This window comes from Niveispirillum cyanobacteriorum (genome assembly GCF_002868735.1).
Classification (GTDB): Bacteria; Pseudomonadota; Alphaproteobacteria; order Azospirillales; family Azospirillaceae; genus Niveispirillum; species Niveispirillum cyanobacteriorum.
The window spans coordinates 2,895,273-2,920,618 of sequence record NZ_CP025611.1 but is presented as its reverse complement, the minus strand read 5'-3'; the positions used below and the strand labels follow the sequence as shown (position 1 = coordinate 2,920,618).

Annotated in this window: 22 protein-coding genes and 1 tRNA gene; 6 read left to right on the top strand and 17 right to left on the bottom strand. The window is 62.7% G+C overall.

What is annotated here, in order from left to right:
* Position 1: 1 nt before the first annotated feature.
* The 3 genes from C0V82_RS13560 to C0V82_RS13550 all read right to left on the bottom strand — a co-directional run bounded on the left by C0V82_RS13560 (position 2) and on the right by C0V82_RS13550 (position 2,452).
* Positions 2 to 862: a glycosyltransferase family 8 protein gene (locus C0V82_RS13560; RefSeq protein ID WP_158659919.1), complete on the bottom strand. Its 861-nt coding sequence runs from the start codon at positions 860 to 862 to the stop codon at positions 2 to 4.
* A gap of 126 nt (positions 863 to 988) precedes the next feature.
* The gene (locus C0V82_RS13555) at positions 989 to 1,687 is read right to left on the bottom strand and encodes a hypothetical protein (protein WP_102112759.1); all 699 of its coding nucleotides are present in this window, start codon (positions 1,685 to 1,687) and stop codon (positions 989 to 991) included.
* 96 nt (positions 1,688 to 1,783) lie between these two features.
* Positions 1,784 to 2,452 carry a glutathione S-transferase family protein gene (locus C0V82_RS13550; protein WP_102113424.1) on the bottom strand — a complete coding sequence of 223 codons (669 nt, stop codon included), beginning with the start codon at positions 2,450 to 2,452 and terminating at the stop codon, positions 1,784 to 1,786.
* Positions 2,453 to 2,662: 210 nt separating this feature from the next.
* Between C0V82_RS13550 and C0V82_RS13545 the strand changes: the two genes are divergently transcribed.
* The gene (locus C0V82_RS13545; protein WP_245924089.1) at positions 2,663 to 3,148 is read left to right on the top strand and encodes a GNAT family N-acetyltransferase; all 486 of its coding nucleotides are present in this window, start codon (positions 2,663 to 2,665) and stop codon (positions 3,146 to 3,148) included.
* 12 nt (positions 3,149 to 3,160) lie between these two features.
* Here the strand turns inward: C0V82_RS13545 and C0V82_RS13540 are convergent, their stop codons facing one another.
* Both C0V82_RS13540 and C0V82_RS13535 read right to left on the bottom strand, forming a co-directional pair.
* The gene (locus C0V82_RS13540) at positions 3,161 to 4,297 is read right to left on the bottom strand and encodes an FIST signal transduction protein (RefSeq protein WP_102112757.1); all 1,137 of its coding nucleotides are present in this window, start codon (positions 4,295 to 4,297) and stop codon (positions 3,161 to 3,163) included.
* Complete coding sequence (locus tag C0V82_RS13535) at positions 4,297 to 5,001, bottom strand: arylesterase (protein WP_102112756.1); 705 nt, start codon at positions 4,999 to 5,001, stop codon at positions 4,297 to 4,299. The genes C0V82_RS13540 and C0V82_RS13535 overlap by 1 nt, the downstream gene beginning before the upstream one ends.
* On the opposite strand from C0V82_RS13535, the gene C0V82_RS13530 reads away from it, so the two are divergent.
* The 4 genes from C0V82_RS13530 (at position 5,000) to C0V82_RS13515 (ending at position 11,406) form a co-directional block, all read left to right on the top strand.
* Entirely contained in the window at positions 5,000 to 5,731 is a 732-nt protein-coding gene (locus C0V82_RS13530) for an ABC transporter ATP-binding protein (RefSeq protein ID WP_199772417.1), read from the top strand. The two genes, C0V82_RS13535 and C0V82_RS13530, sit on opposite strands and share 2 nt — an antisense overlap.
* A gap of 1 nt (position 5,732) precedes the next feature.
* Positions 5,733 to 8,339, top strand: coding sequence for an ABC transporter permease (locus C0V82_RS13525; RefSeq protein WP_102113422.1), 2,607 nt, complete (start codon positions 5,733 to 5,735; stop codon positions 8,337 to 8,339).
* Between the two features lie 92 nt (positions 8,340 to 8,431).
* On the top strand, positions 8,432 to 8,884 hold the full coding sequence (locus tag C0V82_RS13520) for a PilZ domain-containing protein (protein ID WP_102112755.1): 453 nt from the start codon (positions 8,432 to 8,434) through the stop codon (positions 8,882 to 8,884).
* Between the two features lie 302 nt (positions 8,885 to 9,186).
* Entirely contained in the window at positions 9,187 to 11,406 is a 2,220-nt protein-coding gene (locus tag C0V82_RS13515) for a TonB-dependent receptor (protein ID WP_102112754.1), read from the top strand.
* Positions 11,407 to 11,446: 40 nt separating this feature from the next.
* Here the strand turns inward: C0V82_RS13515 and C0V82_RS13510 are convergent, their stop codons facing one another.
* The 7 genes from C0V82_RS13510 to C0V82_RS13480 form a co-directional block, all read right to left on the bottom strand.
* Positions 11,447 to 12,490 (bottom strand): sulfate/molybdate ABC transporter ATP-binding protein, encoded by a 1,044-nt coding sequence (locus C0V82_RS13510; RefSeq protein ID WP_102112753.1) that lies wholly within the window; start codon positions 12,488 to 12,490, stop codon positions 11,447 to 11,449.
* Positions 12,491 to 12,503: 13 nt separating this feature from the next.
* Positions 12,504 to 13,367, bottom strand: coding sequence for a sulfate ABC transporter permease subunit CysW (cysW, locus tag C0V82_RS13505; protein WP_102112752.1), 864 nt, complete (start codon positions 13,365 to 13,367; stop codon positions 12,504 to 12,506).
* 1 nt (position 13,368) lies between these two features.
* On the bottom strand, positions 13,369 to 14,223 hold the full coding sequence (gene cysT / locus C0V82_RS13500) for a sulfate ABC transporter permease subunit CysT (protein ID WP_102112751.1): 855 nt from the start codon (positions 14,221 to 14,223) through the stop codon (positions 13,369 to 13,371).
* Between the two features lie 195 nt (positions 14,224 to 14,418).
* The gene (locus C0V82_RS13495; protein ID WP_102112750.1) at positions 14,419 to 15,426 is read right to left on the bottom strand and encodes a sulfate ABC transporter substrate-binding protein; all 1,008 of its coding nucleotides are present in this window, start codon (positions 15,424 to 15,426) and stop codon (positions 14,419 to 14,421) included.
* Between the two features lie 469 nt (positions 15,427 to 15,895).
* Positions 15,896 to 16,882, bottom strand: a complete 987-nt coding sequence (locus C0V82_RS13490; protein ID WP_158659918.1) for a hypothetical protein — start codon at positions 16,880 to 16,882, stop codon at positions 15,896 to 15,898.
* 208 nt (positions 16,883 to 17,090) lie between these two features.
* On the bottom strand, positions 17,091 to 18,377 hold the full coding sequence (locus tag C0V82_RS13485; protein ID WP_102112748.1) for an EAL domain-containing protein: 1,287 nt from the start codon (positions 18,375 to 18,377) through the stop codon (positions 17,091 to 17,093).
* Positions 18,378 to 18,645: 268 nt separating this feature from the next.
* Positions 18,646 to 18,720: transfer RNA gene (locus tag C0V82_RS13480), tRNA-Gln, on the bottom strand.
* A 183-nt stretch (positions 18,721 to 18,903) separates the two neighbouring features.
* On the opposite strand from C0V82_RS13480, the gene C0V82_RS13470 reads away from it, so the two are divergent.
* A complete protein-coding gene (locus tag C0V82_RS13470; protein ID WP_188595166.1) occupies positions 18,904 to 20,133 on the top strand; it encodes an SEL1-like repeat protein in 1,230 nt (409 codons plus the stop codon).
* 1 nt (position 20,134) lies between these two features.
* Here C0V82_RS13470 and C0V82_RS13465 read toward each other — a convergent pair whose 3' ends face one another.
* The 5 genes from C0V82_RS13465 to C0V82_RS13445 all read right to left on the bottom strand — a co-directional run bounded on the left by C0V82_RS13465 (position 20,135) and on the right by C0V82_RS13445 (position 25,344).
* On the bottom strand, positions 20,135 to 20,635 hold the full coding sequence (locus tag C0V82_RS13465) for an N-acetyltransferase (RefSeq protein ID WP_102112745.1): 501 nt from the start codon (positions 20,633 to 20,635) through the stop codon (positions 20,135 to 20,137).
* 192 nt (positions 20,636 to 20,827) lie between these two features.
* Complete coding sequence (locus C0V82_RS13460; protein WP_102112744.1) at positions 20,828 to 22,483, bottom strand: long-chain fatty acid--CoA ligase; 1,656 nt, start codon at positions 22,481 to 22,483, stop codon at positions 20,828 to 20,830.
* A gap of 196 nt (positions 22,484 to 22,679) precedes the next feature.
* Positions 22,680 to 23,540 carry a flagellar motor stator protein MotA gene (motA, locus tag C0V82_RS13455; protein WP_102112743.1) on the bottom strand — a complete coding sequence of 287 codons (861 nt, stop codon included), beginning with the start codon at positions 23,538 to 23,540 and terminating at the stop codon, positions 22,680 to 22,682.
* Between the two features lie 97 nt (positions 23,541 to 23,637).
* Entirely contained in the window at positions 23,638 to 24,759 is a 1,122-nt protein-coding gene (gene aroB / locus C0V82_RS13450) for a 3-dehydroquinate synthase (protein ID WP_102112742.1), read from the bottom strand.
* A 27-nt stretch (positions 24,760 to 24,786) separates the two neighbouring features.
* The gene (locus C0V82_RS13445) at positions 24,787 to 25,344 is read right to left on the bottom strand and encodes a shikimate kinase (RefSeq protein ID WP_102112741.1); all 558 of its coding nucleotides are present in this window, start codon (positions 25,342 to 25,344) and stop codon (positions 24,787 to 24,789) included.
* Positions 25,345 to 25,346 lie beyond the last annotated feature (2 nt).

Genomic DNA, 25,346 nt, shown 5'->3' with positions numbered 1-25,346 from the left:
GTTACGGTTCAAACAGCAGCCGTGCGGTAACATACTCTTCCTTCATGGAGCCCCATGCCGCCAGATGGACGACGCAGACCTCACGCACCGGCTTGGCCGATACTGACAGGACTAATCCTGTCGTAAGGTCCCGGACAATGCCCCCCATATTGCAGTGAAAATTATATAGCGGGTCCAGTACTGTGACCATCCCGGTACGGCAAATCACACCATTGAACGCCGTCTGCTCTGCAAAATGCATGAATCCGGGATTGCAGATATCCACCCTTGGTGCAATTTCCAGGATATCCTGGAACCAGTTGTCCCAAAATGGGGAAGTAGCTGAAATGGCAAAGACGCCGGAACTGAAAAAGGACCGCCCTGCCATTGCGCGTGCAAACCGCACCTCGTAGGTGCCATAGAGCCAGTTTTCCTGAACATTCCTGGTGAGCGTCATGTCGTTCAACGCAGCGGGATAGTAATGTGAGACCATCGGAGAAGCGACAACCATATCCGGCCCGAACATTTGCGCCTGCGCAACAGCTGCCACCAGGGTGTCATTCTGAACCCAGGTGTCACAGTCCATATAGAGATAGTTGGCATAGCCGGGGATGATTTTTGGGAACAGCGGCCGGATGAACTGTCCGAATGTGTAATGGTGGCGGCGGACAATATCGGCAAGCACCGTGGGAAACACATCCAACCCCAGCGGAACATAACGCACGCCGTACCGGGCCAGTTCGTCCTGATGTTCAGGGGACAGGCCCGGAGACACGCAGAATCGGTCTTGCGCCGCCATGGTGGGCGCGCTCTTGGCGATGGAGGCCAGGAGATTACGGCAATGGAAGAAAAAATTGTCGTCGCAGGCGATGACAATGGCCAACTTGTTTTCCGACACCTGCAATCTCCACATCATCATAAATGACAATTCGCGCCCCGGAAGCCAACCAGAGCGCGTATATCATCAAACTACGTGATTACGGGAAAGACTGGCAAGAGTAGGCAATTTTCAGGGCGTCGCAAACGCCGACAGGGTCACCCGTGCCTCCAGCACCATCTGGTCCTGCACGCCGGGCAGAGCATCGGCCATCTGGGGTGCGGCCGCCATCACCATCTTCTCCCGATAAGCACTGGCCGGCATGGCCATTCGCTGTTCAGTGAAGCTGATATCACCGGCCCGGTAATTGCGGCCCGGAAAAGCGGCGTTCAGACGCTTCAGCTCGGCATTGACCTTGGCGTAGATCTTGTCACGCAGGGCCGACCGGGTTTCCTCCGTCTCCGCCAGGGTGGGATCGAAGGCAACACCGCCCACCCGCACCTGCAGGCCGGGCTTGCTGGCCTTCTTGGCCCGGTCGCCCAGCGCCGACAGCTGGCCTTCCGGCAGGCGGGCCTGCAACTGCGCCTGCCAACGTTCCAGACCGGCACTGTCGCTCTGCGGGTTCATGGCGACGATGCGCCATTCCGCCTTGTCCGCGATACCGGCCACCGCCTTCAGCACATCCGACCGGACGGTGCCGCCATTGCCGTTGCCCGCGATATCGACGACCAGGGTGACCAGGGCCGTTTCCGTCTTCACCCAATCTTCCACCGAGACGTTGAAGGAAACGGTGTCGATCACGGGCTGCACGGGCAGGGTCTGGGCCGACACAACCGGAATGGCGGTGAACAGCAGGCTGGCAAGGGCAAGAGGAACCAGCGACCGGCGCATTTCATTTCTCCACAAAGCACATTCAGGGGCGATAACGCCCTGCCCGCATCCTACCCCATGGGTTGCGGCCAAAATGCGTCGGGATTGAGGAAAGGATCAGAAATCCAGATCAGCGTAATGTTTGGGCGGTGGCAGGCCCGGCTGATGGTCGGTCAGCAGCGGGCGGAAGCTGGGCCGGCTTTTCACGCGGGCATAGAAATTCCGCGCCTCGGGATGATCATCCCAGGGCACGTCGCCCAGGTAGTCGATGGAGGACAGCTGTGCCGCCGCCGCGATATCGGCCCAGCTGAACTGATCACCGGCCAGCCAGGTGCGCCGCTCGCACAGCCAGCCGATATAGTCGAGATGGTAATGGATATTGGCAAGGCCGGCGCGGATCGACTGTGTATGCGGCGTGCCCTGGCCGGAGAAGCGCTTGAAAAGCTTTTCCCCAACCAGCAGGTCCGTCACCTCGGCCCGGAACTTCACATCGAACCAGCCGACCAGCCGCCGGACCTCGGCCCGCAGCGCCACCTCACGGCCCAACAGGCCGGTGGCGGGGTAGGCGTCCTCCAGATATTCGCAGATGGCGGTCTGGTCGGCGATGACGCTGCCATCTTCCTCCACCAGAACCGGCACTTCGCCGGCGGGGTTCAGCAGCATGAATTCCTCACGCCGCTCCCAGGGCTTTTCCAGCTCCAGTGCGAAATCCAGGCGTTTTTCGGCCAGCGCCACCCGCACCTTGCGTGAAAAGGGGGAGAGGGGATGGTGAAAAAGCGTCCGCATATTGATCCCGATCCGCCGTCCGATCACCGGCTGAGTTCAAGCTGTGCCACAGAGAATACCTGTCTGACAAGGGTTGGGCACCGTAACCTTATGGCCAGGGTCTTGTGATCACGGGGAAAATTGCGGCTGAACCCTGGTTCCGCCCCCGAATTGGCACCCGATTCGTCATGGGGCGGGGTGGACAGGCCCCCCTGCCCGATGCGATATCCGGTGTCGGTTCAGGACGAGGGATGGAACATGGGCGGTGGCGTGACGGTGCGGGCGATCCAGGCGGATGACCGGGCACAATGGCGGGGTCTGTGGGATGCCTACTGCACCTTCTACCGCGCCGATGTGCCCGCCGAAGTCACCAATGCGCTTTGGGCCCGCATCCTGGACCCGTCCAGTGCCGTGAACGGTCTGGTGGCCGTTGATGATGAGAGTGGGCGGTTGCTGGGCCTGTGCCACTACGTCCTGCACCCGCACACCTGGTCGGCCAAGCTGGTCTGTTACCTGGAGGACCTGTTCACGGCAGAGGCCGCGCGCGGCAAGGGTGTGGGCCGCGCCCTGATCACCCGGTTGACGGCGATGGGGCGTGAGGCCGGCTGGGGCCGGGTCTATTGGAATACCGAGGAAGACAATGCCCGCGCCCGCCACCTTTATGACAAGGTGACCGGTGGGGCCGATGGGTATGTGCGGTATATGATCAAGCTGTAAGGGGTTACCCCCTTACACAAACAGCACCAGAACGCCCGTATAGCCATAAAGCTGCGCGTTGGAGATTTCGCCGCCGGCATAGAATCCGGTCAGCGGGAAGTCGCCCAGATGACGGTGGATCAGGTCACGCTCCACCCCTTCCCGCCCGAACAGGCGGCCCCCGCGCGCCACGCAGGTGATGTAGATGCCGGCCCGCGGCACCTGCCCTCCCGGCAGCCGTCGCTTCAGCCCTTCCAGCATCCGGACCATATCGGCCTCGGCGGCGGCGGCATCGCGGCGGCAGAACTGGATCGGCTGCCCATCGCGCACATTCTCCCCGATGGCGATCCAGCCGCGTTCCAGATCGATGGCCGTCAGATCGCGCATCAAGCGGTCGCCCCGGTCATCGCCTGGAATGGGCAGGCCCGCCATGATCAGCCCCGATATCCGGCGCAGATCGGATGACAGTTCCGGCCCGATATCGGCCTTCAGCGCCTCCAGGGCCGGGGCGCCGTCAATCTCCATCACCACATGTGCATCCGCCCTGGTGATGGTACGGACCGGCCCGATGGGTGTGCAGCCCTGGGTCAGGCCGGTGGCGACGGCGATATCGGCATCGAACATCACGCCTGACAGGCCCGGCCCCGTTTCATGCCCGCACAGCACCGCCTGTTCCCCGCGCGAGGCCGTGAGGCCGCCCACGATGAACCCGCCTGTCCGCCCCGCCACATCCAGCAGCAATGAGGGCAGCCGCGCATGGCGTGGATCGCCATGCATCAGCAGCAGCAGGGGCGCATGGTTACGCAGCCAGGGCTGAATCATATCCACGGCCCCCGCCCCGTCGGTCATCGGCCCCAACAGCTGCGCCGCCCCGTCGGGCAGCCGCCCGATCAGGACGGACAGGGCCGGGCGGTCATAATGTTCGCCCCCCTGGCCCAGCACGCCGATGCCGACCGTGCCGACCCAGTCGCGCACCCCCGTCACCCCGCGCAGCAGGGTGGCGATGCTGCCAATCTGGTCGGCCAGATGGTCGGTGACATACAGCACGCCGAAATTGGCACCGGGCACCAGGGTCAGCTGATCCAGACAATCCTTGGCGGCACTGGACCAATCGGCCCCGGTGCCAAGCGCACTGGCAAACAACGGTGCGTCGTCGGGCATATCTTCCATCACTTCGCCCCGGCCTTGATCTTGTCCAGCGTGGCGGTGACCGTGGGCAGGATATTCTTGACGATGACGGCCACCCCTTCCGTGGTCGGGTGCATCCCGTCCTCCTGGTTCAGCTTCGGGTCCATCGCCACCCCTTCCAGGAAGAACGGGTAGAGCGCCACCCCATGCTTCTTGGCCAAGTCTGGATAGATGGCATCGAACACTTTGCCATATTCACTGCCCAGGTTACGGGGCGCCATCATGCCGGCCAGGATGACGGGCACGTTCTTTTCCGCCAGCTTGGTCAAGATCTTGTCCAGGTTTTCGCGGGTACGGGCCGGGTCGATGCCACGCAACCCGTCATTGGCCCCCAGTTCCACGATCATCAGGCCCGGCTTGTCCGCCAGGATCCAGTCCAGCCGCGACAGGCCGCCAGATGTCGTCTCCCCCGATACACCCGTATTGGGGACGGAGACGGCATAGCCCTTGGCCTTCAGCGCCGTTTCCAACTGGCTGGTGAAGGCTGCCTCGCGGGGCAATTTGTAGCCGGCGGACAGGCTATCCCCCAGCACGATGATCTTTAAAGGCGCCGGTGTGACCTGCGCCATCGCGTCCGACGGTGCCAATAGGCATGAAAGCAGCAGGATCAGTGCCCCGAGTCGGTTGAAAGCCGCTGCTACGGGGCCATATCGGTTCGGTTCACCCTTGCTGCGAAGGTTTGTCATGGCGATGCCCATTGTTCCGGCCGACCCCGTCGTCCTGTTGCGCGATATCCACCTTAAGCTGGAGAGTGAGGCGGGCAGCGTCAACATCCTGAAAGGCATCAATCTGCATGTCGGCCGTGGAGAAAAGGTCGGCGTGGTAGGGCCCAGCGGTTCCGGCAAGTCCTCCATGATGATGATCCTGGGCGGTTTGCAGCCCCCGACATCCGGGTCGGTTAAGGTGAAGGGCCATGAACTGACCCGCATGAATGAGGATGAACTGGCCCGGTTCCGACGGGACGAGGTGGGGATCGTGTTCCAGTCCTTCCACCTGATCCCCACCATGACGGCACTGGAAAATGTCGCCATTCCGCTGGAATTCGCCGGTGCCCCCGACGCCTTTGACCGGGCCCGCAAGGGGCTGGAAGCCGTCGGCCTGGGCCATCGCCTGACCCATTATCCGGGACAATTGTCGGGCGGTGAACAGCAGCGCGTGGCACTGGCCCGCGCCTTCGCCCCCGAACCGTCGCTGCTGCTGGCCGATGAACCCACGGGCAATCTGGATGGTGATACCGGTAAGCGCATCATTGAGCTGATGTTCACCATGGCTGACCGGGTGGGCACCACCATCGTCATGATCACCCATGATCCGGGTCTGGCGCGGCAATGCGACCGGGTGATCCGTCTGGTCGATGGTCTGATCGTCGATGACAGCGCCGGCGAATCCCGACCCCTGGCGGCGGCGGGGCGCTGAAATGACGGCCACCACCCTGTCCACCAACAGCACCCAGGCAGCACCACAATCCGCCGGCTTTCTGTCGGAATGGAAGCTGGCCTTCACCATCGCGCGGCGTGAACTGCGCGGCGGCCTGTCGGGCTTTCGCATCTTCATTGCCTGCCTGGCCATTGGCGTTGGCGCCATTGCGACGGTGCAGTCGATCTCCAGCGGCATCGAGGATGCGATGCGCAGCGATGGCCGCGCCATCCTGGGCGGCGATGTCTCTGCCCGCATCCTGTATCAGCAGGCCACGCCCGAACAGATGGCGTTCCTGGCGGCGCGCGGCGAGGTGATGACCGCCGCCGAAATGCGCGCTATGGCCCGCGACCCCAATGATGGCGGCAACACCGCCTTGGTGGAGCTGAAATCGGTCAGCGGCAATTACCCGCTCTATGGCAGTTTCGACATCCAGGGGCCGGACGGGCTGCCACAGACCGTCGATATCCAATCTCTGCTGGCCGAACGCGACGGGCGTTTCGGTGCGGTGGTGGAGGATACGCTGGCCACCCGCCTGAACCTGAAAGTCGGATCGCCGGTCAGCATCGGCGGGCAGGTGGTGGAGGTGCGGGGCCTGATCGCGCGCGAGCCGGACAAGGCCGGGTCAGGCAGCTTCTCGCTCGGCCCCCGCCTGATGCTGTCGGAAGCAGCACTTGCCAAAACCGAGCTGATCCAGCCGGGCAGCCTGATCACTTGGTCCTATCAGGTGAAGCTGCGGGACGGGATCACGCCCAAGGAATTTCGCGAACAGGCCAAGACGGAGATGGAGGGGGCACCCTGGCGCTTGCGTGACTATCTGAACGCGGCCCCGCAATTGTCGCGGTTCATTGACCGTATGACCCTGTTCCTGACCCTCGTTGGTCTCACGGCCCTGCTGGTCGGCGGGGTGGGCGTGGGCAATGCCGTGCGCGCCTATATGGATGCCAAGTCCAACACCATCGCCATGCTGAAATGCGTGGGCGCGTCCGGGTCGCTGATCTTCAAGACCTATCTGATCCAGATCCTGGCCCTGGCCTCGGTCGGCATTGCCATTGGTCTGGTTGTCGGCACGGCCGGCCCGCTGGCCGCCGGTCAGGCGCTGGCGGAGGTGCTGCCCATCACGGCCCGCATCGGCGTCTACCCTGAGGCGCTGGCCGTGGCCGCCGGCTTTGGGTTCCTGACGGCACTGGCCTTCTCGCTCTGGCCCCTGGGTCACGCGCGGGAGGTGCCGGCCATCGCCCTGTTCCGGGAACTGGTGCAGAAGGCCAAGGGCCGTCCGCGCCTGTCCTACCTGCTGGGCATTGCCGCATCGGGCCTGGGTCTTGGCACCCTGGCCGTGGCAACGGCGCAGGAAAAGGGGTTTGCCATTTCCTTTGTCATTGGTGCCGTCGCCGTGCTGGGCCTGTTCTGGCTGGCCGGGATCGGCGTGACCAAGGCGGCAAAGGCCGTGGGCCGCCCCCGTATGCCGGTCCTGCGTCTGGCCTTCGCCAATATCCACCGCCCCGGCAGCCCGACCAGTGCCGTCGTCCTGTCGCTGGGTCTGGGCCTGACGGTGCTGGTCGCCATCGCCTTGATCGAGGCGAATTTCCAGAAGGAGGTTTCCGACCGCCTGCCCACCAATGCGCCGGCCTTTTTCTTTGTCGATATCCAGCCCGATCAGGTGGAGGAGTTCCGCCAGACCGTGCTGGCCGTACCAGGGACAGAGGATCTGGCCCTGACCCCCAACCTGCGCGCCCGCATCGTGGCCATCAATGGGGTGGAGGCGGAAAAGGCCCTGAAGACCAAGGAATATTCCTGGGTCCTGAATGGAGATCGCGGCATCACCTGGCAGGCGCAGGCCCCGGCGAACGACAAGGTGCTGGCGGGCGAATGGTGGCCCGCCGATTACCAGGGCCCGCCCAAGCTGGCCGTGTCCAAGGAAATCGCCGAAAGCTTCGGCATCGGGCCCGGTGCCAAGATGACCATCAATGTCCTGGGCCGCGATATCGAGGGCGAGGTGGCGGCGGTGCGTGAACTGGACTGGGACACGATCACCATCAACTTCACGCTGGTCTTCTCCCCCGGCGTCCTGGAATCGGCGCCCCAGACCTATCTGGCCACGGTGCGCGCGCCGGTAGAGGCCGAACCGGCGGTACAGCGAAACGTGGCCGTGAAGTTCAGCAATATCAGTGCCGTCCGCGTGAAGGACGCGTTGGAGACCGTGTCCGAAATCCTGATCAATGTCGGGCTGGCCGTGCGCCTGACGGCGGCGGTCACCCTGCTGGCCGGCACCTTGGTTCTGGCCGGTGCGGTCGCTGCCGGGCACCGCCGCCGCGTCTATGACGCGGTCGTGCTGAAGGTGCTTGGCGCCACACGGGCGACCGTGCTGCGCGCCTTCCTGCTGGAATACGGGCTTCTGGGCCTGATCACGGCGGGTATTGCCGGCATCCTGGGTACCATCGTCGCCTGGATCGTGGTCAGCGAAGTGATGGACTTTCCGTTTGTGTTCATGCCATGGGCGGTAATCAGCACCGCCTTGATTTGTACGGCCATCACCCTGACCTTGGGTTTCATTGGCACTTGGCGTGCTTTGGGCCAGCCCGCCGCACCTGTCCTTAGGATTGATTGACGACAACTACGCCTGTCTGTTGTAGATATACAAGGAAAGGCTTCCCACGCGTGATAGGCGTGGGAAGCCGTTTGGCACCGGATGGGACAGCGATGCAGGTGGCAACGATGGAACCGGCGACGACGGCCGATGGCACCGGCCCGATCCCGGATGAGGTGTTGAACGCCAAGCTGATCGCCTGCTGGCAGGCGGCGTTGAACACCGATGACCCTGATGAAAGCCAGCGCTGGGTGGATATGGCCGAATGGCTGGCACATCGCGATGATGAACCCGCCCCCACCACGCGCGCCAAGCGCCCCGCGGGCGACCGCCGCCGTTTCCCCCGCGTGCCTGTGCGCAGCACGGCCTTGCTGACCCTGGATGGTCGCGTGATCCGGGGCGAAACCGTCAACCTGTCGCGCACCGGTGCTTGTTTTGCCTGTGCTGGCCCGGACGGGCTGGAGATTGGCATGCAGGGCGTGTTTTCGGTGCGCGGGTGGGTGGAGGACCGCCCCGCCCTTATCGTGGCCCTGGACCCCGGTCAGGTCCGCCTGCGGTTCGACTGAAACACGGCCACGAGTCGCTGCCGCCCTGTGGGCAAGTGACTGGCGTCAGACACTTATCGCCGTTTCAACATATTACCGCACCGCACAACGGCCCTGCAGGGGTTTCATTACGCAGTTGCGAAATGCAGGCGGCGCCTAGGGAATGGCATGGGTCCAGGCCGGACTTCACGGAACTTTCATCGCAACGACCGTTCACCTCTCTGACGTTCGCTCTATCACTGCGCGATCACGCGGAACCGGGATGGGGATACAGCCCGGCCCCTGCGTTGATCGAGACATTGTGAGAGAGAGTAGAACGGATCATGCAGTCCACCTTGAAGCACGCCCTGCTGGCGGGCCTTTCCGCCGTCACGCTGGCCACGCCGATGGCCGCCCTGGCCCAGACCAGCACCGACACGCTGGAAGAGATCATCGTGACGGCGCAGCGCCGGGCCGAGAACCTGCAGGAAGTGCCGATGTCCGTCGCCGCGATTTCGGGCGAGGGCTTGCGCGATCTGCTGGCCGGCGGTGCCGACATCCTGGCTCTGTCCGCCAAGGTGCCGGGCCTGTACGCCGAAACCTCCACGGGCCGCATCTTCCCGCGCTTCTATATCCGTGGCCTGGGCAATAACGATTTCTACCTGGGCGCCTCGCAGCCGGTTTCCGTCGTCATCGATGAGGTGGTGATGGAGAATGTGGTGCTGAAAAGCAGCCCGCTGTTCGACGTGCGTCAGGTGGAAGTGCTGCGCGGTCCTCAGGGCACGCTGTTCGGCCGCAACACCACCGCCGGCATCGTGAAGTTCGACAGCATCGCGCCCAGCCAGGATACGTCCGGCCGCGCCACCCTGTCGCTGGGCACCTACAACACCCTGACCATGGATGCCGGTTTCGGCGGCGCGCTGGTGGAGGACAAGCTGTCGGCCCGCGCCTCGGTGATGTATCAGCGCCGCGACGATTATGTCCGTAACGCCACCACGGGCCGCGACCTGGGCGGCTATCAGGATGTGGCCGCACGCCTGCAGTTCCTGCTGACCCCGTCCGATGACACCAGCGCCCTGCTGAACATCCATGGCCGTGATCTGGACGGCACCTCGTCCCTGTTCCGGGGCAATGCCCTGACCAAGGGTTCGAACAAGCTGAACGGCAATTATCGCAAGCGCACCGTCGCCTATAATGACGGCGATAATAACAACCAGGAATATGATGGCTGGGGCTCGTCGCTGAAGATCGACCATGATCTGGGTGCCATCACCCTGACCTCGATCACGGCCTATGAGACGACGGACGGCTATTCCCGTGGCGACACGGACGGCCTGCCCCTGAACGCCGCCGAAAGCCAGGGCAACATCGATGACCTGGATCAGTGGACGCAGGAAGTGCGTCTGGCCAGCGACACCGATGGCCCCCTGAACTGGCAGGTCGGCGGCTTCTATTTCAATTCCGACGAACAATTCTCGTTCCGCCCCTACCGTTTCTTTGAAACCGGCGGGGCCAGCGGCTTTGTCACCCTGCGCAACCGCAATGAAAGCTGGGCGCTGTTCGGTCAGGCCGGTTACCAGTTGACCGAGGACCTGAAGCTGACGGGTGGCGTGCGCTACACCGAAGACGACAAGAAGATGAACGTGCTGAAGGCGCTGACCGCCGGCACCTTCCGTTCCATCGAGAATGGCAGCAACCAGGTACAGACGGCCTATACCGGCACCCGTTATGTCCGTCTGAAGGATGACGAGGTGAGCTGGGATGCCAGCCTGTTCTACAACGTCACCGACGATGCCGCCGTTTTCGCCCGCGTCGCCCGCGGCTTCCGTGGCCCCACCATCCAGGGCCGTACCGTGTCCTTCAACGGCCCGCCGACCACCGCTACCTCGGAGACCATCATCTCCTATGAGGCGGGCGTGAAAAGCACGCTGCTGAATGACAAGCTGCGTCTGAACGGTGCCGTCTATACCTACACGGTCAACGATATCCAGTTGACGGCGTTCGACGCCAATGGCACCGCCCGCCTGTTCAATGGCAACAAGGGCGAGGCCAAGGGCTTCGAACTGGACGCCGAATTGCAGGTGACGCGCGATCTGACCCTGACCGCCGGCGTGACCTACACGGACACCGAGATCAAGGACAAGACCGTGACATCCAGCGTCTGCGCCCCCATCACCGTCTGCACGGTGAAGGATCCGCTGGTCAGCGGCCGCGCCCTGATCGACGGCAACCCGTTCCCCAACGCGCCGGAATATATCCTGAACTTCACGGCGCGGTATGATTTCCCGCTGGCCGATGGCGGCACCCTGTTTGCCTTCACCGACTGGAGCGTAACGGGCAAGACCAACTTCGTGCTGTACGAATCGGCTGAATTCTACAGCAAGGGTGATTTCGAGGGCGGTCTGCGCCTGGGCTACAAGGCCCCGGACGACAAGTATGAAGTCGCCGTCTTCGCCCGCAACATCACGGACGAACAGAACGTGAAGGGCGTGATCGAGAACTTCATGGCCCCGGTGGTGAGCGACCCGCGCACCGTCGGCGTCTCTGTCTCGTCGAAGTTCTGATGAGGATCAGCGGCGGCCCGGAACGGGGCCGCCGCTGAATTTACCCCGCATAAACATTGGCCCGGCGCAGACGCAGCGCGACCGTCTGGCCCGGTGTCAGCGCGGTAGTAGTGGCATGGCGGTCCAGGACCGCTTCCACCACCTTGCCATCCAGGTTCAGATCCAGGCGCAGCTGCGGCCCCACGGGCTGGATCAGGCGGATGGTGGCGGACAGGGTTCCTGCCTCCCCCACCTCTGCCAGATCAATATCATGGGCGCGGATATAGGCTGTGGCCGGCCCCGCCGGTGGCAATTGATTGACGACCGGCACCCGCGCCCCGGCGATGACCGCCGCCCCGTCTGCCACCACACAATCTAGCCGCGTGCCGCCGCCCAGGAAGTCACAGACAAAGGCCGAGGCCGGGTTGTCATAGACCTCTGCCGGGGTCCCCACCTGTTCGATGCGTCCCTTGTTCAGGATGGCGACGCGGTCGGCCAGTTCCAGCGCTTCCTCCTGGTCATGGGTCACGAATACCGTCGTCACGCCCATGCCCTTATGGATGTCACGCAGCCAGCGGCGCAGCTCCTTGCGCACCTTGGCGTCCAGCGCGCCAAACGGCTCATCCAGCAGCAGCACACGCGGTTCGGTGGCCAGCGCGCGGGCCAGCGCCACACGCTGCCGCTGCCCGCCCGACAGCTGGTTGGGATAGCGGCCCGACAGGGGGGCTAACTGCACCAGTTCCAACAGGTTCATGACGCGGGTGCGGATGTCGGCGTCAGAAATCTTGGGCTTGCGGCGGGAGACACGCAGACCGAAGGCCACATTCTCAAACACGCTCATATGCCGGAACAGGGCGTAATGCTGGAACACGAAGCCGACGCGCCGCGCGTGCGGCTCCGACACCGTCGCATCCTCCCCCTCGATCAGCAGGGTGCCCTCATCGGCAAAATCCAGCCCGCCGATCATGCGCAGCAGGGTCGTCTTGCCCGATCCCGACGGGCCCAGCAGGGCCATCAGTTCGCCGGACTGAATGTCCAGGTCGATTCCGTCCACAGCCGCAAAGCCGCCGAAACGCTTGGTCAGATTCTTGATATTGATGCTCATGCGTCCGTTCCCATCAATGGCGGCGGGCGGTGGCGGCCAGTTCGGCGCCGTGGCGCCATTCCAGCAGCGATTTGGCGACCAGCGTCACCAGGGCCAGGATGGCCAGCAGCGAGGCGACCGCGAAGGCGGCCACGAAATTATACTCGTTGTAGAGGATCTCCACATGCAGGGGCATGGTGTTGGTCTCCCCCCGGATGTGGCCGGACACGACCGACACGGCCCCGAATTCCCCCATGGCGCGGGCATTACACAGCAACACACCATAAAGCAGGCCCCAGCGGATATTGGGCAGGGTCACGCGGCGGAAGGTCTGCCAGCCGCTGGCCCCCAGCGTGATCGCCGCCTCTTCCTCATCCACGCCCTGCGCCTGCATCAGGGGGATCAGTTCGCGGGCCACAAAGGGGAAGGTGATAAACATGGTGGCCAGCACCAGGCCCGGCACCGCAAACACGATCTGGATGCCATGTTCGCGCAAGAACGGCCCCATCAGGCCATGCGCGCCGAACAGCAGCACATAGACCAGACCCGAAATCACAGGACTGACCGAGAAAGGCAGGTCGATCAGGGTCAGCAGCAGGGATTTGCCCGGAAACTTATGCTTGGCAATGGCCCAGGCAGCAGCGACGCCGAAGACCACATTCACGGGCACGGCGATGACCGCGACCAACAGGGTCAGCTTGATGGCAGCCAGCGCGTCCGGCTCCACCAGCGCCTCAAAGTAGGCACCCAGGCCCCGGCGCAGCGCTTCCGTAAACACAGCCGCCAGCGGCAGCAGGATGAAGAAGGCCAGGAAACCCAGGCCTGCCAGCATGATCAGCGCCTTGACCCAGCCGGGTTCGGCCACCGTCACGCGGGATTTGGGGGCATGTCCGCTCATCTCACACCCCCGCCCAGCGGCGCGACCAGCGCTGCAACAGATTGATCACCAGCAGCATGATGAAGGACAGGATCAGCATGGCGATGCCGACCGACGCGGCACCCGCATAATTAAACTGTTCCAGCTTGATCACGATCAGCAGCGGCGCGATTTCCGACACCATCGGCATGTTGCCGGCGATGAAGATCACCGACCCGTATTCCCCCACGGCCCGCGCCAGGGCCAGCGCGAAACCGGTCAGCAGCGCCGGGAAGATCACGGGGAAGATAACGCGGATGAAGGTTTCGAACCGCGTGGCGCCCAGACAGGCCGCCGCCTCCTCCAGTTCCGTATCCAGTTCCTCCAGCACCGGCTGCACCGTACGCACCACAAAGGGCAGGCCGATAAAGGTCAGCGCCACCACCACGCCCAGCGGCGTATAGGCAACCTTGATGCCCAGCGGGTCCAGATACTGCCCCACCCAGCCATTAGGGGCGTAGAGCGAGGTCAGGGCGATGCCGGCCACCGCCGTGGGCAGGGCGAAGGGCAGATCGACAATGGCGTCCACCACCCGCTTGCCCCAGAAATCATAACGCACCAGCATCCAGGCGACGGCCAGCCCGAACACGGCATTGATGGCCGCCGCAACAAAGGCCGCCCCGAAGGACAGACGCAGGGCGGCCAGCACACGGGGTTCGGTCACCTGATGCCAGAAGCCGGACAGGCCAATATCCCACGGGCGGATCATCAGGGCCGCCAGTGGGATCAGCACGATCAGGGTCAGATGGGTCAGCGTGATGCCCAGCGTCAGGCCGAAACCGGGAATGATGGAGCGGTTGCGCCGTTTGAACAGCGAGAAGCCCGAAGAACCGCTCATGATGCGCCCCCAGGGGCGACACCCGCCGGGCGGCGAAGGGAAGGCAATGAAGGCAAGGCGAAATTCCTGTCCATAACCACCCCCCGGTTTTGACGCGCATGCCCCGCCGCTCCTTTCGGGTCCGGCGGGGATGGCTGGGGGTCAGACTAGTCTGGTTTGCCACCACCACAAAGGGTGCAGTGGTTAACGGCTTTATTACTGACCGGGCTTGTAAATCTCGTCAAACACACCGCCATCGGCGAAGTGCGTCTTCTGGGCCGTGGCCCAGCCACCGAACTTGGTGATGTCGAACAGTTTGATGTTGGGGAACTGCGTCGCATATTTCTGTGCCAGGGCCGGCAGACGCGGACGGTAATAGTTCTTGGCCGCAATCTCCTGCCCTTCCGGGGTGTAGAGATAGGTCAGATAGGCCTCGGCCACCTTGCGGGTGCCCTTGCGGTCCACATTCTTGTCCAGGACGGCGACCGGCGGTTCAGCCAGGATGGAGACGGAGGGGACCACGATCTCCAGCTTATCGGCGCCCAGTTCGTTGATGGCCAGGAACGCTTCATTTTCCCAGGCCAGCAGCACATCGCCAATGCCACGCTGCACGAAGGTGGTGGTGGAGCCACGGGCACCGGTATCCAGAACCGGCACATTCTTGAACAGCTTGGCCACGAATTCCTTGCCCGCCGCGTCGCTGCCACCGGCCTTATCCGCCGCATAGCCCCAGGCCGCCAGATAGTTCCAGCGCGCCCCGCCCGAGGTCTTCGGGTTCGGCGTGATCACCTGGATGCCCGGCTTCACCAGATCATCCCAGTCCTTGATGGCCTTGGGATTGCCCTTGCGGACCAGGAAGACGATCGTGCTGGTATAGGGTGTTGAATTATAGGGCAGCTTGGCCTGCCACTGCTTGGACAGCAGGTCCGTATTCTCGGCGATCGCATCAATGTCAGACGCCAGCGCCAGGGTCACGACATCGGCGTCCAGCCCGTCAATGACGGAGCGCGCCTGCTTGCCGGAGCCACCATGCGAGGCCTTGATCTCGATATCCTCGCCCGTGGTCGCCTTCCAATGCTTGGCAAAGGCTGCATTGAACTCCTTATAGAGTTCGCGGGTCGGGTCGTAGGAGACGTTCAGGATCTGCCCACTGCCCCACACGGGCGACACGGCCAGGCCAACCAGGGCGGCGGTGGTGATGGCGACACGCTTGAACCATTTCATCGCGGAAACTCCTTCATCCATCAGGCGGCTGCCACGAAGCATGGTTCGTGGCGCTTTAGCGTTTGGTGACGCGGCGCAAGCTGCGCGATCAAATTGCCGCGACCGTCGGGTTAATCCCTATCGGTAAAATGGACTTTGTACCCGCCTTGATGTGCTGTCAATACGGATTTTTAACGTACGAATGATGTTGATTAAAAATCAACAGCGAATTTTCATTGTTAAAATGTGTGAAATATTGATTAACTGATTAATATCAGTTACTTAAGCAGTGCTTTTCCGGATATCTGGTGGGTGTGCCGCCAGAGGCGGCGCGCCCGGTCGCGCAGAAGTGCCCGGACCGGTCAGGTCCTATCCTGTATCCATCGGGCTGGGCGCTGCCTATTCCCCACTAAATTCAGGTAAATAAAAAGGGCGCCGGTGGCGCCCTTGTGTGCGGAGATATCAGGGTATCGGATTGGGCCACAGGCTCTCAGCCGCCGCGCTGCCAGACCTTGCTGATCAGGAAGTTCTTGGCCAGGAACTGATAGGTACGCTTCAACCGGTTTTCGGTTTCCGGTTCCTTATCGATATCGTTGCCATCCCACATATCGATCATTTCATCCCACACCATCAGCATGGTGTGCAACTCGTCACGCATGCGGCGGATGAAGGCGACTTGGGCGTCGAAGGTGCGCAGCATGGCCATCACCTCGGCCGTCTGCCCGTCCACCTGATCAAAGATATCGTCGAAATTGGCGATGGGTGTCTTGGCCAGGGCCTGCATACGTGAAACATCCGCCACTACCTGCCCTTCACCCTTAAAGGTGCGCCTGGCTTGGTTCAGCTTCGACATGATCTTCTGAACATGGCTGTAACGGTCGCGCAATGCCTCGATATAGGACAGCTCGCGCGCCAGATAATCGACCTTGTCGACCATCTCCTGCTTACGATCTTCCGGCAGGCCGAATTGCTTGGCCAGCTTGGAAAAGGCTTCCTGCGCTTTCTGTTTAGTCTGCGGATCTTCCACGATCTGTTCCAACTGGAACCGGTCGGTGATCATGGACTCACGGCCCGTGATCCAGGAGACGAGCTGCAGCGTCAAGCGGCCACGGGCAATGGTCAGGTGACGTTCATCCACCCGCCATGACGCCGAACCATCCAGCAGTTCGCGCGGGATGCTGTCGCCCGGACGGATCTCCTTGACGAATTTCAGCCCCTTCTCGACGATGGTCAGCAGACGTGCATCGTCACTCTTGTCTTCGATCTGAAAACTCTCGCGAAGGGTGCGGAACGGAATCTTCCCCCAGACATCGCCAAGATGAACATTGAAGACGGGATCGTTATTATCCTTGGATAAGGCAAAATAGCCGCCCGGAAGCTGAAAGACCTTGGAGGTGAACAGGAAATGGGTGCTGGTGTCGCCCTTCTGGTCACCCTGGTCCTTGCCCTGGCCTTCTGTCGCGTTTCTTTCAGACACTGAAACCATCCGGGCTGACCCGGTCCCCATCTTCCGCGATCATTGCAACGGCCAGTATAGCCTGCCCGTCCCCTTTTACGACACGAACCATATCACCCAAAGGGTGGGTTGACGAACCCTTATCTGGATTTCCGGGATGTATCGTATTGGAAATGGACAGACCCTTGTAACCTTGCCAGCCCGCGTTACAGACGACCGGCAACTGCCATCAATCATTCATCATCTTGGCGCTTTTGATGGCGTCGCGCAGCAGCACGCCCTTGCGCAGGATATTGTCAACGATACGGCCCTGCACCATCTGGATGCCCGCCTTTTCCGCGAACATCAGGCCCGATACCGACCCGCAGCGGGCCAGAATGAACCGGCAATTGCTCTGTGCGCGGATCTTCTCAGAAAACACCTCAAACTCATGGTCCGACATCATGTCCATTTCGTCGGTCCAGAAAATCTTGGCATAGTCGCAGGCCATATATTCCAGGTCCATATGCGTGACCCAGAAGTCGTTCAGCCCGTCGATACAGATCTGGTAGCCCTTGGAAGAGGCGAAATCGACCACTTCCTTATAAGTGTCGATATTCTCCACCAGATCGGCCTTGTTGATCTCCAGGATCACATTGCCGCGCAGGTCCGCCGTCAGGCGTTCGTCAAACTTCACGAACGAGGCCGACATGATGGTGGACAGGTTCAGGTTCAACCCGATGCGCCGCCCGCGCAGGAAATCCACACCGTAATTCAGCGCCTTAAGCACCGAATTATCGAGATTGGCCGTGAAATAGCTGAACAGCCACTTGTTGGCGGTGATGTCGTAATTGGGCGACAGCCGCTCTTCCAACGCCTTGATGGCGATATACAGCTCGAAATATTCGAACTGGTTCTGTTCACCATTGGTGATATCGACCACCGGCTGGTTCAGCATGAAAGGCGACAGGTCGAACATCTGCACGGCGCGTTCGATCTTGCCCAGTTCCTCCAGCGTGATGGGCGGCTTCGTCTCCGCCTTGGAGGCGTCGGGTCCGTTCTCCCGCGCCAGACCTTCGATGAAGCGGATCACGTTCACGAAGTTCAGCGACAGTTCCATGATGGAATAGAGGCTGTCCTCCCCATAGGGATTGCGCTTCACCATGGAGGTGCGCGACAGCATCAGCTTTTCGATCTTGGAACAGACGTCGGAGATCAGGGAAAATTTGATGCCCTTGTACAAGACGATGACGTCGTCGTTGGACAGGGAGAAAAGCTGGAGATAGGCAGACTGATCAGCGGTTTCCTGCATGGCCCGCTTGATGGAGATCAGGTCAAGCTGGCTCTTATCTTTCAGAAGCGACATGTGCAGATGGATCAGGCGCAGCCCCTGCACCTCGCGCTTGGCGCTTTGCAGCAGCGTCAGCAGCTTCTGATCGTCATACTCAGGCTTTTCATTCATCGCAGTGGCAGACGAACGCTCGCCCGGTTTTACCCGGACCCAGTCGCGTTTCGGTGCATTCGGTTGGCGATTCATGAAGTTGCCCTTGCGCCCTTCCGCTTGGAATTTGCCAGTACCGGCCTTTGCCTGCGATGGTGGTTAATCGGCCATTAAAGGGGCTTATACCCCAAAGACATAGATTCCACTATCCACCATCGGACAAGTATACAAAATTTTATCTATTCCTCCTACCGCGATTTTCCCCCCGAATGACCGGAACCGCAAGATGACCGGTCGCATATATGCGGAAGATGGAACGCGACGGCGCGCCAAGCTTGATAAGAGAAACCAGGGGGAGGAGGGGTGGCTGGGGCGCCAGGATTCGAACCTGGGAATGGCGGTACCAAAAACCGCTGCCTTACCGCTTGGCGACGCCCCAACATTGTCCCGTTCGACGGGCGGCGCGCACCATAGTCAGTTTGCCATCGCTGTGCAATAGCTTCGCGAAAGGCTGCGCGCATTGCTGTGGAAGCTCTGGCGGGCGCTGGTAATCGTGTTAGTGTCGCGTTCGTCCTACCACCTCTTGTGGCTGAAAGACCGGCTCCGCCCGGATACGCGAAGAATGCCCAAATACGCCGCCCGCTCCTTGCACCGATTCGTTCCCGCCCTTCTGGCCCCCCTGCTGCTGTCGGGCCTGACACTGGCCCCCGCCGCGGCCCCCGCTGCGGCGCAGGAGGTGAAGAAGCCGACGGTGCAGAAGCCCGTAAAGCCCGCCGTGAAGAAGCCGGCCACCACCGCGCCCAAGCCGGCGGCGGCCCCCAGCAAGCCGCGCCGCAAGGCCGGTGCCGCCGCCGCAGGGGCGGCTGCCGCTGCCGGTGGGGCCGCGGCCCTGGCTGCCGGCACGCAGGTTCCAGCCCTGCTACCCGCCGGGACGGACCCGGAATTGAAGGCGCTGGAGGGGAAGGCCCGGGAAGGCGATACCGATTCGCAGATGGCCCTGGCCGATGCCCTGACCTCGCAGACGCCGACAAGCGCGCAAGATCTGCGCCGCGCCATCTACTGGTACGGGCAGGCGGCGGCCAAGGGCGATGCCGATGCCGCCTGGACCCTGGCTGAGCTGTTCCGGGGCGATATCGGCATTCCCGACGATATGGAACAGACCGCCAACTGGTATCGCAAGGCCGCCGAAATGGGCCATGCCGAGGCGGCGTTCGATCTGGGCCTGCTCTACACCGAAGGCTATGGCGTGGAGCGGGATACGGCAGAAGCCGCACGCTGGTTCCAGCAGTCTGCTGATGCCGGTGTGGCCCGCGCGCTCTACATGCTGGGCACGCTCTATGAACAGGGCGTGGACGGCGCCCCCGACCTGGATGCGGCACGGGCATGGTATGGACAGGCGGCGGAGGCCGGCGACCCCGGCGCCCGTCAGGCCCTGCGCCGCCTGGATGCCGGGGGCCGTAATGTGGAGGTGGCGGAAGGTCCGCCTGCCGGCATGCTGGGCGGCCCGCCGGGCAGCGCCACCATACGCCGGTCAACCGTGTCTGGCGTCCTGCCCCGCAGTGACCAGGATGGGGACGATGATGAGGACGGGGCCGCCCCGACCGCCGGCCCCGTCACAGCGATGATCAGCGGCGCTGCCGCAGGCACCGGCACCCGCGCCATCCCCGTCGATCAGGCCGGCGTGCGCGAAATCCAGACCCGCCTGATCAAGCTGGGCTTGCAGAAGGGCAAGGCCGACGGGTTCCTGGGCAAACGGACAGTCGCGGCCATCCGCGCCTATCAGAAATCTGTGGGCCTGCCCGTGGATGGCAAGGCCAGCCAGACCCTGCTGCGCCGTCTGCGTCAGGGATAGGCTAGACCCGGCGTTCCATCAGGATTTCCGTGCCGTCGTCGCGGACCTTGGCAAAGCCCGCACGCGACAGCAGGTGGCGGGCCCGGCTGTCATAAAACAGGGTGGCGCGGATAACCTGCCTGCGTGCGTTGGCGACGGCGGTGATGGCCGACAGTAGCCGTGCCCCCCGCCCCTGCCCGCGCAGATGCGGCAGGAACAGGAATTCCAGCAGCGTCACCGGTCCCTGAGCAGGCCAGTCCAGGACCAGCAGCCCCGTGGTCCGCATATCCTCCCCCATCAGCAGGGTCGCGGCCCCCGGATGCGTCCGCCGGACTGCGTTCAACCGCCCCTCCACCTGTGCGGAGACCAGAACGCCACGGGCAGATGGCGGCACATCGGCCAGCATCTGTGCCGCATCCGCCCCAACAATCTGACGCAGCAGGGCGCGGTCACCCGCCTGGGCAAGCCGCGCCTGCATGCCGTCAACAGCGCTGATAAGGTCGGCAATGGGGTCCGGTTTCATGGCGCGGCCATTTTGGGTTGCACACTTCCCACACGATAGCCGCCAAATGACAGGATGTCCTTGTGAACTGCTTCACGTCACGCGATGTGAAATGCCACTTTTCCCGCCCTACGTATCATGATTTGATGTCCCCTCCTTCGCCGGGCGGCGGCAGTCGCCGCGTACCAACAGTCAAAAAATTTACCGTTACCATCACTCCGCCGCCGCCCCCGTTGATGGCAGGGGATGGTTGAGGAACCGCTTGCGCAGTTCCGTCTTAAGCAGCTTGCCCGTGGCCGAATGCGGCAGTTCAGGCACGAAGACGATGTCGTCGGGCAACCACCACTTCGCCACCTCGCCTTCCAGATGGCGCATCAAGGCAGCCTTATCCGGTTCATGACCAGCGCGGGACACAATGATCAGCAGGGGCCGCTCGACCCAGCGCGGATGCGGCACACCCACCACCGCCGCTTCCTGCACCGACGGGTGGCCCATGGCGGCGTTTTCCAGGTCGATGGAGCTTATCCATTCGCCGCCCGATTTGATCACGTCCTTGGCGCGATCCACGATGCTCATGGCCCCATCATCGCTGATCACCGCCACGTCGCCGGTCTTGAACCAGCCATCGGGGGTGAAGGCGTTCTCGTTGGCCTTGTCATCCTTGTAATAGCCGCGCGTGATCCAGGGCCCGCGCACCACCAACTCGCCATAGGAATGGCCATCGCGCGGCTGATCCTGTCCGTCGGGGCCGATGACGCGCATTTCCACACCATAGAGCGGGCGTCCGGCCCGCAGCTTGGCGTCATGCTGCTGTTCCACGGGCAGGGCCGCCTCGGCCTGGGACAGGGCGCCGACGGACCCGACGGGCGACAGCTCCGTCATGCCCCAGCCCTGGACGCAGGCCACGCCATGGGTCAGCTCAAATTCCTCCAGCATGGCGCGCGGCAGGGCAGAGCCGCCGACCGTCACATTCTTCAGGCTGCTGAACTTCGCCCCCGTGGCGCGCATATGCGCCAGCAGGCCCAGCCAGACCGTGGGCACGCCAGAGGAGATGGTGACCTGTTCCTGTTCCATCAGCTCATAGACGCTTTTGCCGTCCAGCTTGGGACCGGGCAGCACCATCTTGGCCCCCACGATGGCAGCGGAATAGGGGTAGCCCCAGGCATTGGCATGAAACAGGGGCACCACCACCAGAATGCTGGACGCCGCGCGCACATCCAGCCCCGGCGCCGTCAGCACGCCATAGGCATGCAGGACCGAGGAACGGTGTGAATACAGCACGCCCTTGGGGTTGCCCGTAGTGCCCGAAGTATAGCAAAGGCCGCAGGCCGTGTTCTCATCAAACTCCGGCCAATCGTACGTATCGGGGTGCCCGGCCAGCAGGGTTTCATAACAGTGGAGATTGGGGATCACGCTGCTGGCCGGCATCAGCTCGGCCCGCGTCATCACCACCACACCTTCGACCCCCCTGAAGGCCGGCCACAGCTTTTCCAACAGCGGCAGGAACATGGGATCAATGAACAGGAACCGATCCTCGGCATGGTTCACGATATAGGTGATCTGATCGGGGAACAGGCGCGGATTGACTGTGTGGCAGATGGCACCGATCCCCGGCAGGGCATAATAAAGCTCCAAATGCCGATGGTCGTTCCAGGCCAGGGTGCCCACCCGGTCCCCCGGCTTCACACCTAGCGCGTCAAGCGCATGGGCCAGCCGCGCGGTGCGGTGCCAGGCATCCTTCCAGGTATAGTGGTGCGCCGCCTCGCCTGCGAAACGCGATGTGATCACCTGATCGGCATAATTCTGTGCGGCATGGCGCAGCAGACCGATGATCATCAGCGGACGGTCCATCATCAAACCAGCGAGCATTCGGATCTTCCTCCCAAGCGTATCCGTCACCTGTGTTTTCCACAGTCTTATTAACGATAGCTTGGGGCTTTCCGACGCCGGTTTCCAGAGGGATTTAAACGCTTGTTCCAAATTTTTCCAGCGGCGGAGACATGCCGCACAGCAACAAAAAACCCGGCCGCCGTTGCCGGGGCCGGGTTTTTGTGACGAGGGTGCCTCAACTGATCTGGGAGAGAAGTTCTTCCAACTCGTTGAAGTCGGGCATGTATTCCGAGGGCACCTTCTTTCGGGCCGCTTCGATGGAGACCTGTGGGGCATACCCACCCAGATGCGCCACGACCGCCGTCTTGATCACGCCATAAAACAGGCTGTCCTCTTCCGCGATGCCCTTCAAGCGCCCGGCAATGGGGGCGGCCAGACAATAGGCCAGGAAGATGCCCATGAAGGTGCCGACCAACGCGCCGCCGATCAGCTTGCCCAGCACTTCCGGCGGTTCGGAGATCGAGGCCATGGTCTTAATCACGCCCAGCACGGCAGCCACGATGCCAAGGGCCGGCAACGCGTCTGCCAGACCCTGGATGGCATGGGACGAATGCTGGTCCTCATGCTTCATCTTGTCGATCTCGGCCTCCATCAGGCTTTCCATTTCCATCGGATTATCAACACCGATGGAATACATGCGCAGATAGTCAGCGATGAACTTGACCGTCGTGTTGCTTTTCATCACGGCGGGATAGGCGTTGAAGATGTTGCTTTCCAGGGGCTTTTCGATGTGCTGCTCAATGGCCAGCACACCCTTGCTCTTCATGGTCTTCAAGATCTGATAGAGCAGGGACAGAAGCTCGATATATTCCTTCTTATGGAAGGGGGAGCCCGCGAAGATCTTCTTGATGTCCTTGCCCGACGCCTTGACCGTGTGCGCGGAATTGGTGATCAGGAAGGAGGAGATACCCGATCCACCGATGATCATGATCTCTTTTGGCAGGGCCTCAACAATGATGCCCATTTTGCCGCCGAAAATGACGTAACCGCCGAACACGCAGAAGAACACGCCGACAAGGCCGATGATGGCGAACATGCCCTACCCCGAATTGGTGGGTCCTGCCTTGGACCGATGGGTCAAGGTAAACCAACGGCTTGGCAAAACCAACCCGGCATAGGGATGGGGTAGGACCTCAGGTTGCCAGCGAGGCCGCCAGCACCGCCTTCACATCCTGCAGCGCCACATCGGCGCAGCGGAAGGCCTTGCCGATGCCGCGGGCCAGGATGAAGGTGACGCGCCCATCCTTCACCTTCTTGTCCTTGGCCATGTGGGCTGCCAGCTTTTCTGCCGTCCAGGCACCGCCGCCCAGATGGGCCGCCGACACGGGCAGCCCAACCGAAGTCAGATGCGCCTTCACCCGCGCCAGATCACCGGCGGGGCACAGGCCCATACGCACCGACAGGTCAAAGGCCATCACCATGCCGATAGCCACCGACTCGCCATGCAGCAGGGCCGTGCCATAACCGGCCTCCGCCTCCAGCGCATGGCCGAACGTGTGACCCAGGTTCAGCAGTTCGCGCAAGCCGCCTTCGCGCTCATCCTTGGCCACGATATCGGCCTTGGCATCGCACGATACCCGGATCGCCTCCGTCAGCAGGGCGTCGTCGCCATCGACCAGCGCCTGTCCATTGGCTTCCAGCCAGGTGAAGAAATCAGGCCGGTCGATCAGGCCATATTTCACCACTTCGGCATAGCCGGCCAGCACTTCCCGCTTCGGCAGGGTCTTCAGGCTGTCCGTGTCGGCCAGCACCAGACGCGGCTGGTGAAAGGCGCCGATCAGGTTCTTGCCATGGCGGCTGTTGATGCCGGTCTTACCGCCGACAGAACTGTCCACCTGGGACAGCAGCGTGGTCGGCACCTGGATGAAATCGATGCCGCGCAGGGCAATGGCCGCCGCGAAGCCACCCAGGTCGCCTACGACCCCGCCGCCCAGCGCCACCAGCACCGTCTTGCGCTCAATCCCGCGCGACAGCAGGGCGTCCATCACCTCACCCAGCTTTTCCATATCCTTGCTGGCTTCACCCGACGGCACAATGATCGGGTCCAGCACCTTGGCACCGGCGGCGCGCAGACTATCCAGCAGCGGCGACAGGTGCAGTTCGGCCACGGCACTGTCGGTCAGCACCACCAGCGGGCGGTTGCCCACCGCATCGCGGATCAGGGTACCCGCATGACGGATCAGGCCCGGCCCGATATGAATGTCATAAGAACGGTCACCCAGGGCGACGGGGACGATGGTGCTCGGGCGGGTCATGGTCAGTTCCAGATGGTGTCGGGTCGGTCAGGCGGCGCTGCTGTCGGCATCGCCCAGCCATTGGCGAAGCGCCGCGATGACGCGGTCGGTGGTGACATCGGGGGGACTGTCGTCGCTGTCCACGGTCAGGTCGGCCTGGGCATAGACGGGGTAACGGATATCCATCAACCGGCCCAGAACCGCGCGCGGGTCACCCTGGCGCAGCAGGGGCCGGTGGTCGCGACGGGCGGTGCGGTGGACCAGCAGGTCCAGATCGGCGCGCAGCCAGATGGAGATGCCATGGTCGCGGATGGTCTGGCGCGTCGCCTCATCCATGAAGGCGCCGCCGCCCGTGGACAGGACCTGCACCGGCTGGTCCAGCAGCCGGGCGATGACGCGGCGTTCGCCGTCGCGGAACCCCGCCTCCCCAAACCGGTCAAAGATTTCCTGGATGGTACAGCCGGCTGCCCGCTCAATCTCATGATCGGCATCGACGAAGGGCAGGCCCAGCTTGGCGGCCAGGCGCTTGCCAATGCTGGTCTTGCCGGCCCCCATCAGGCCGATCAGCACCAGTGTCTTGGGGATGGGCAGCACCGTCACGGACATGG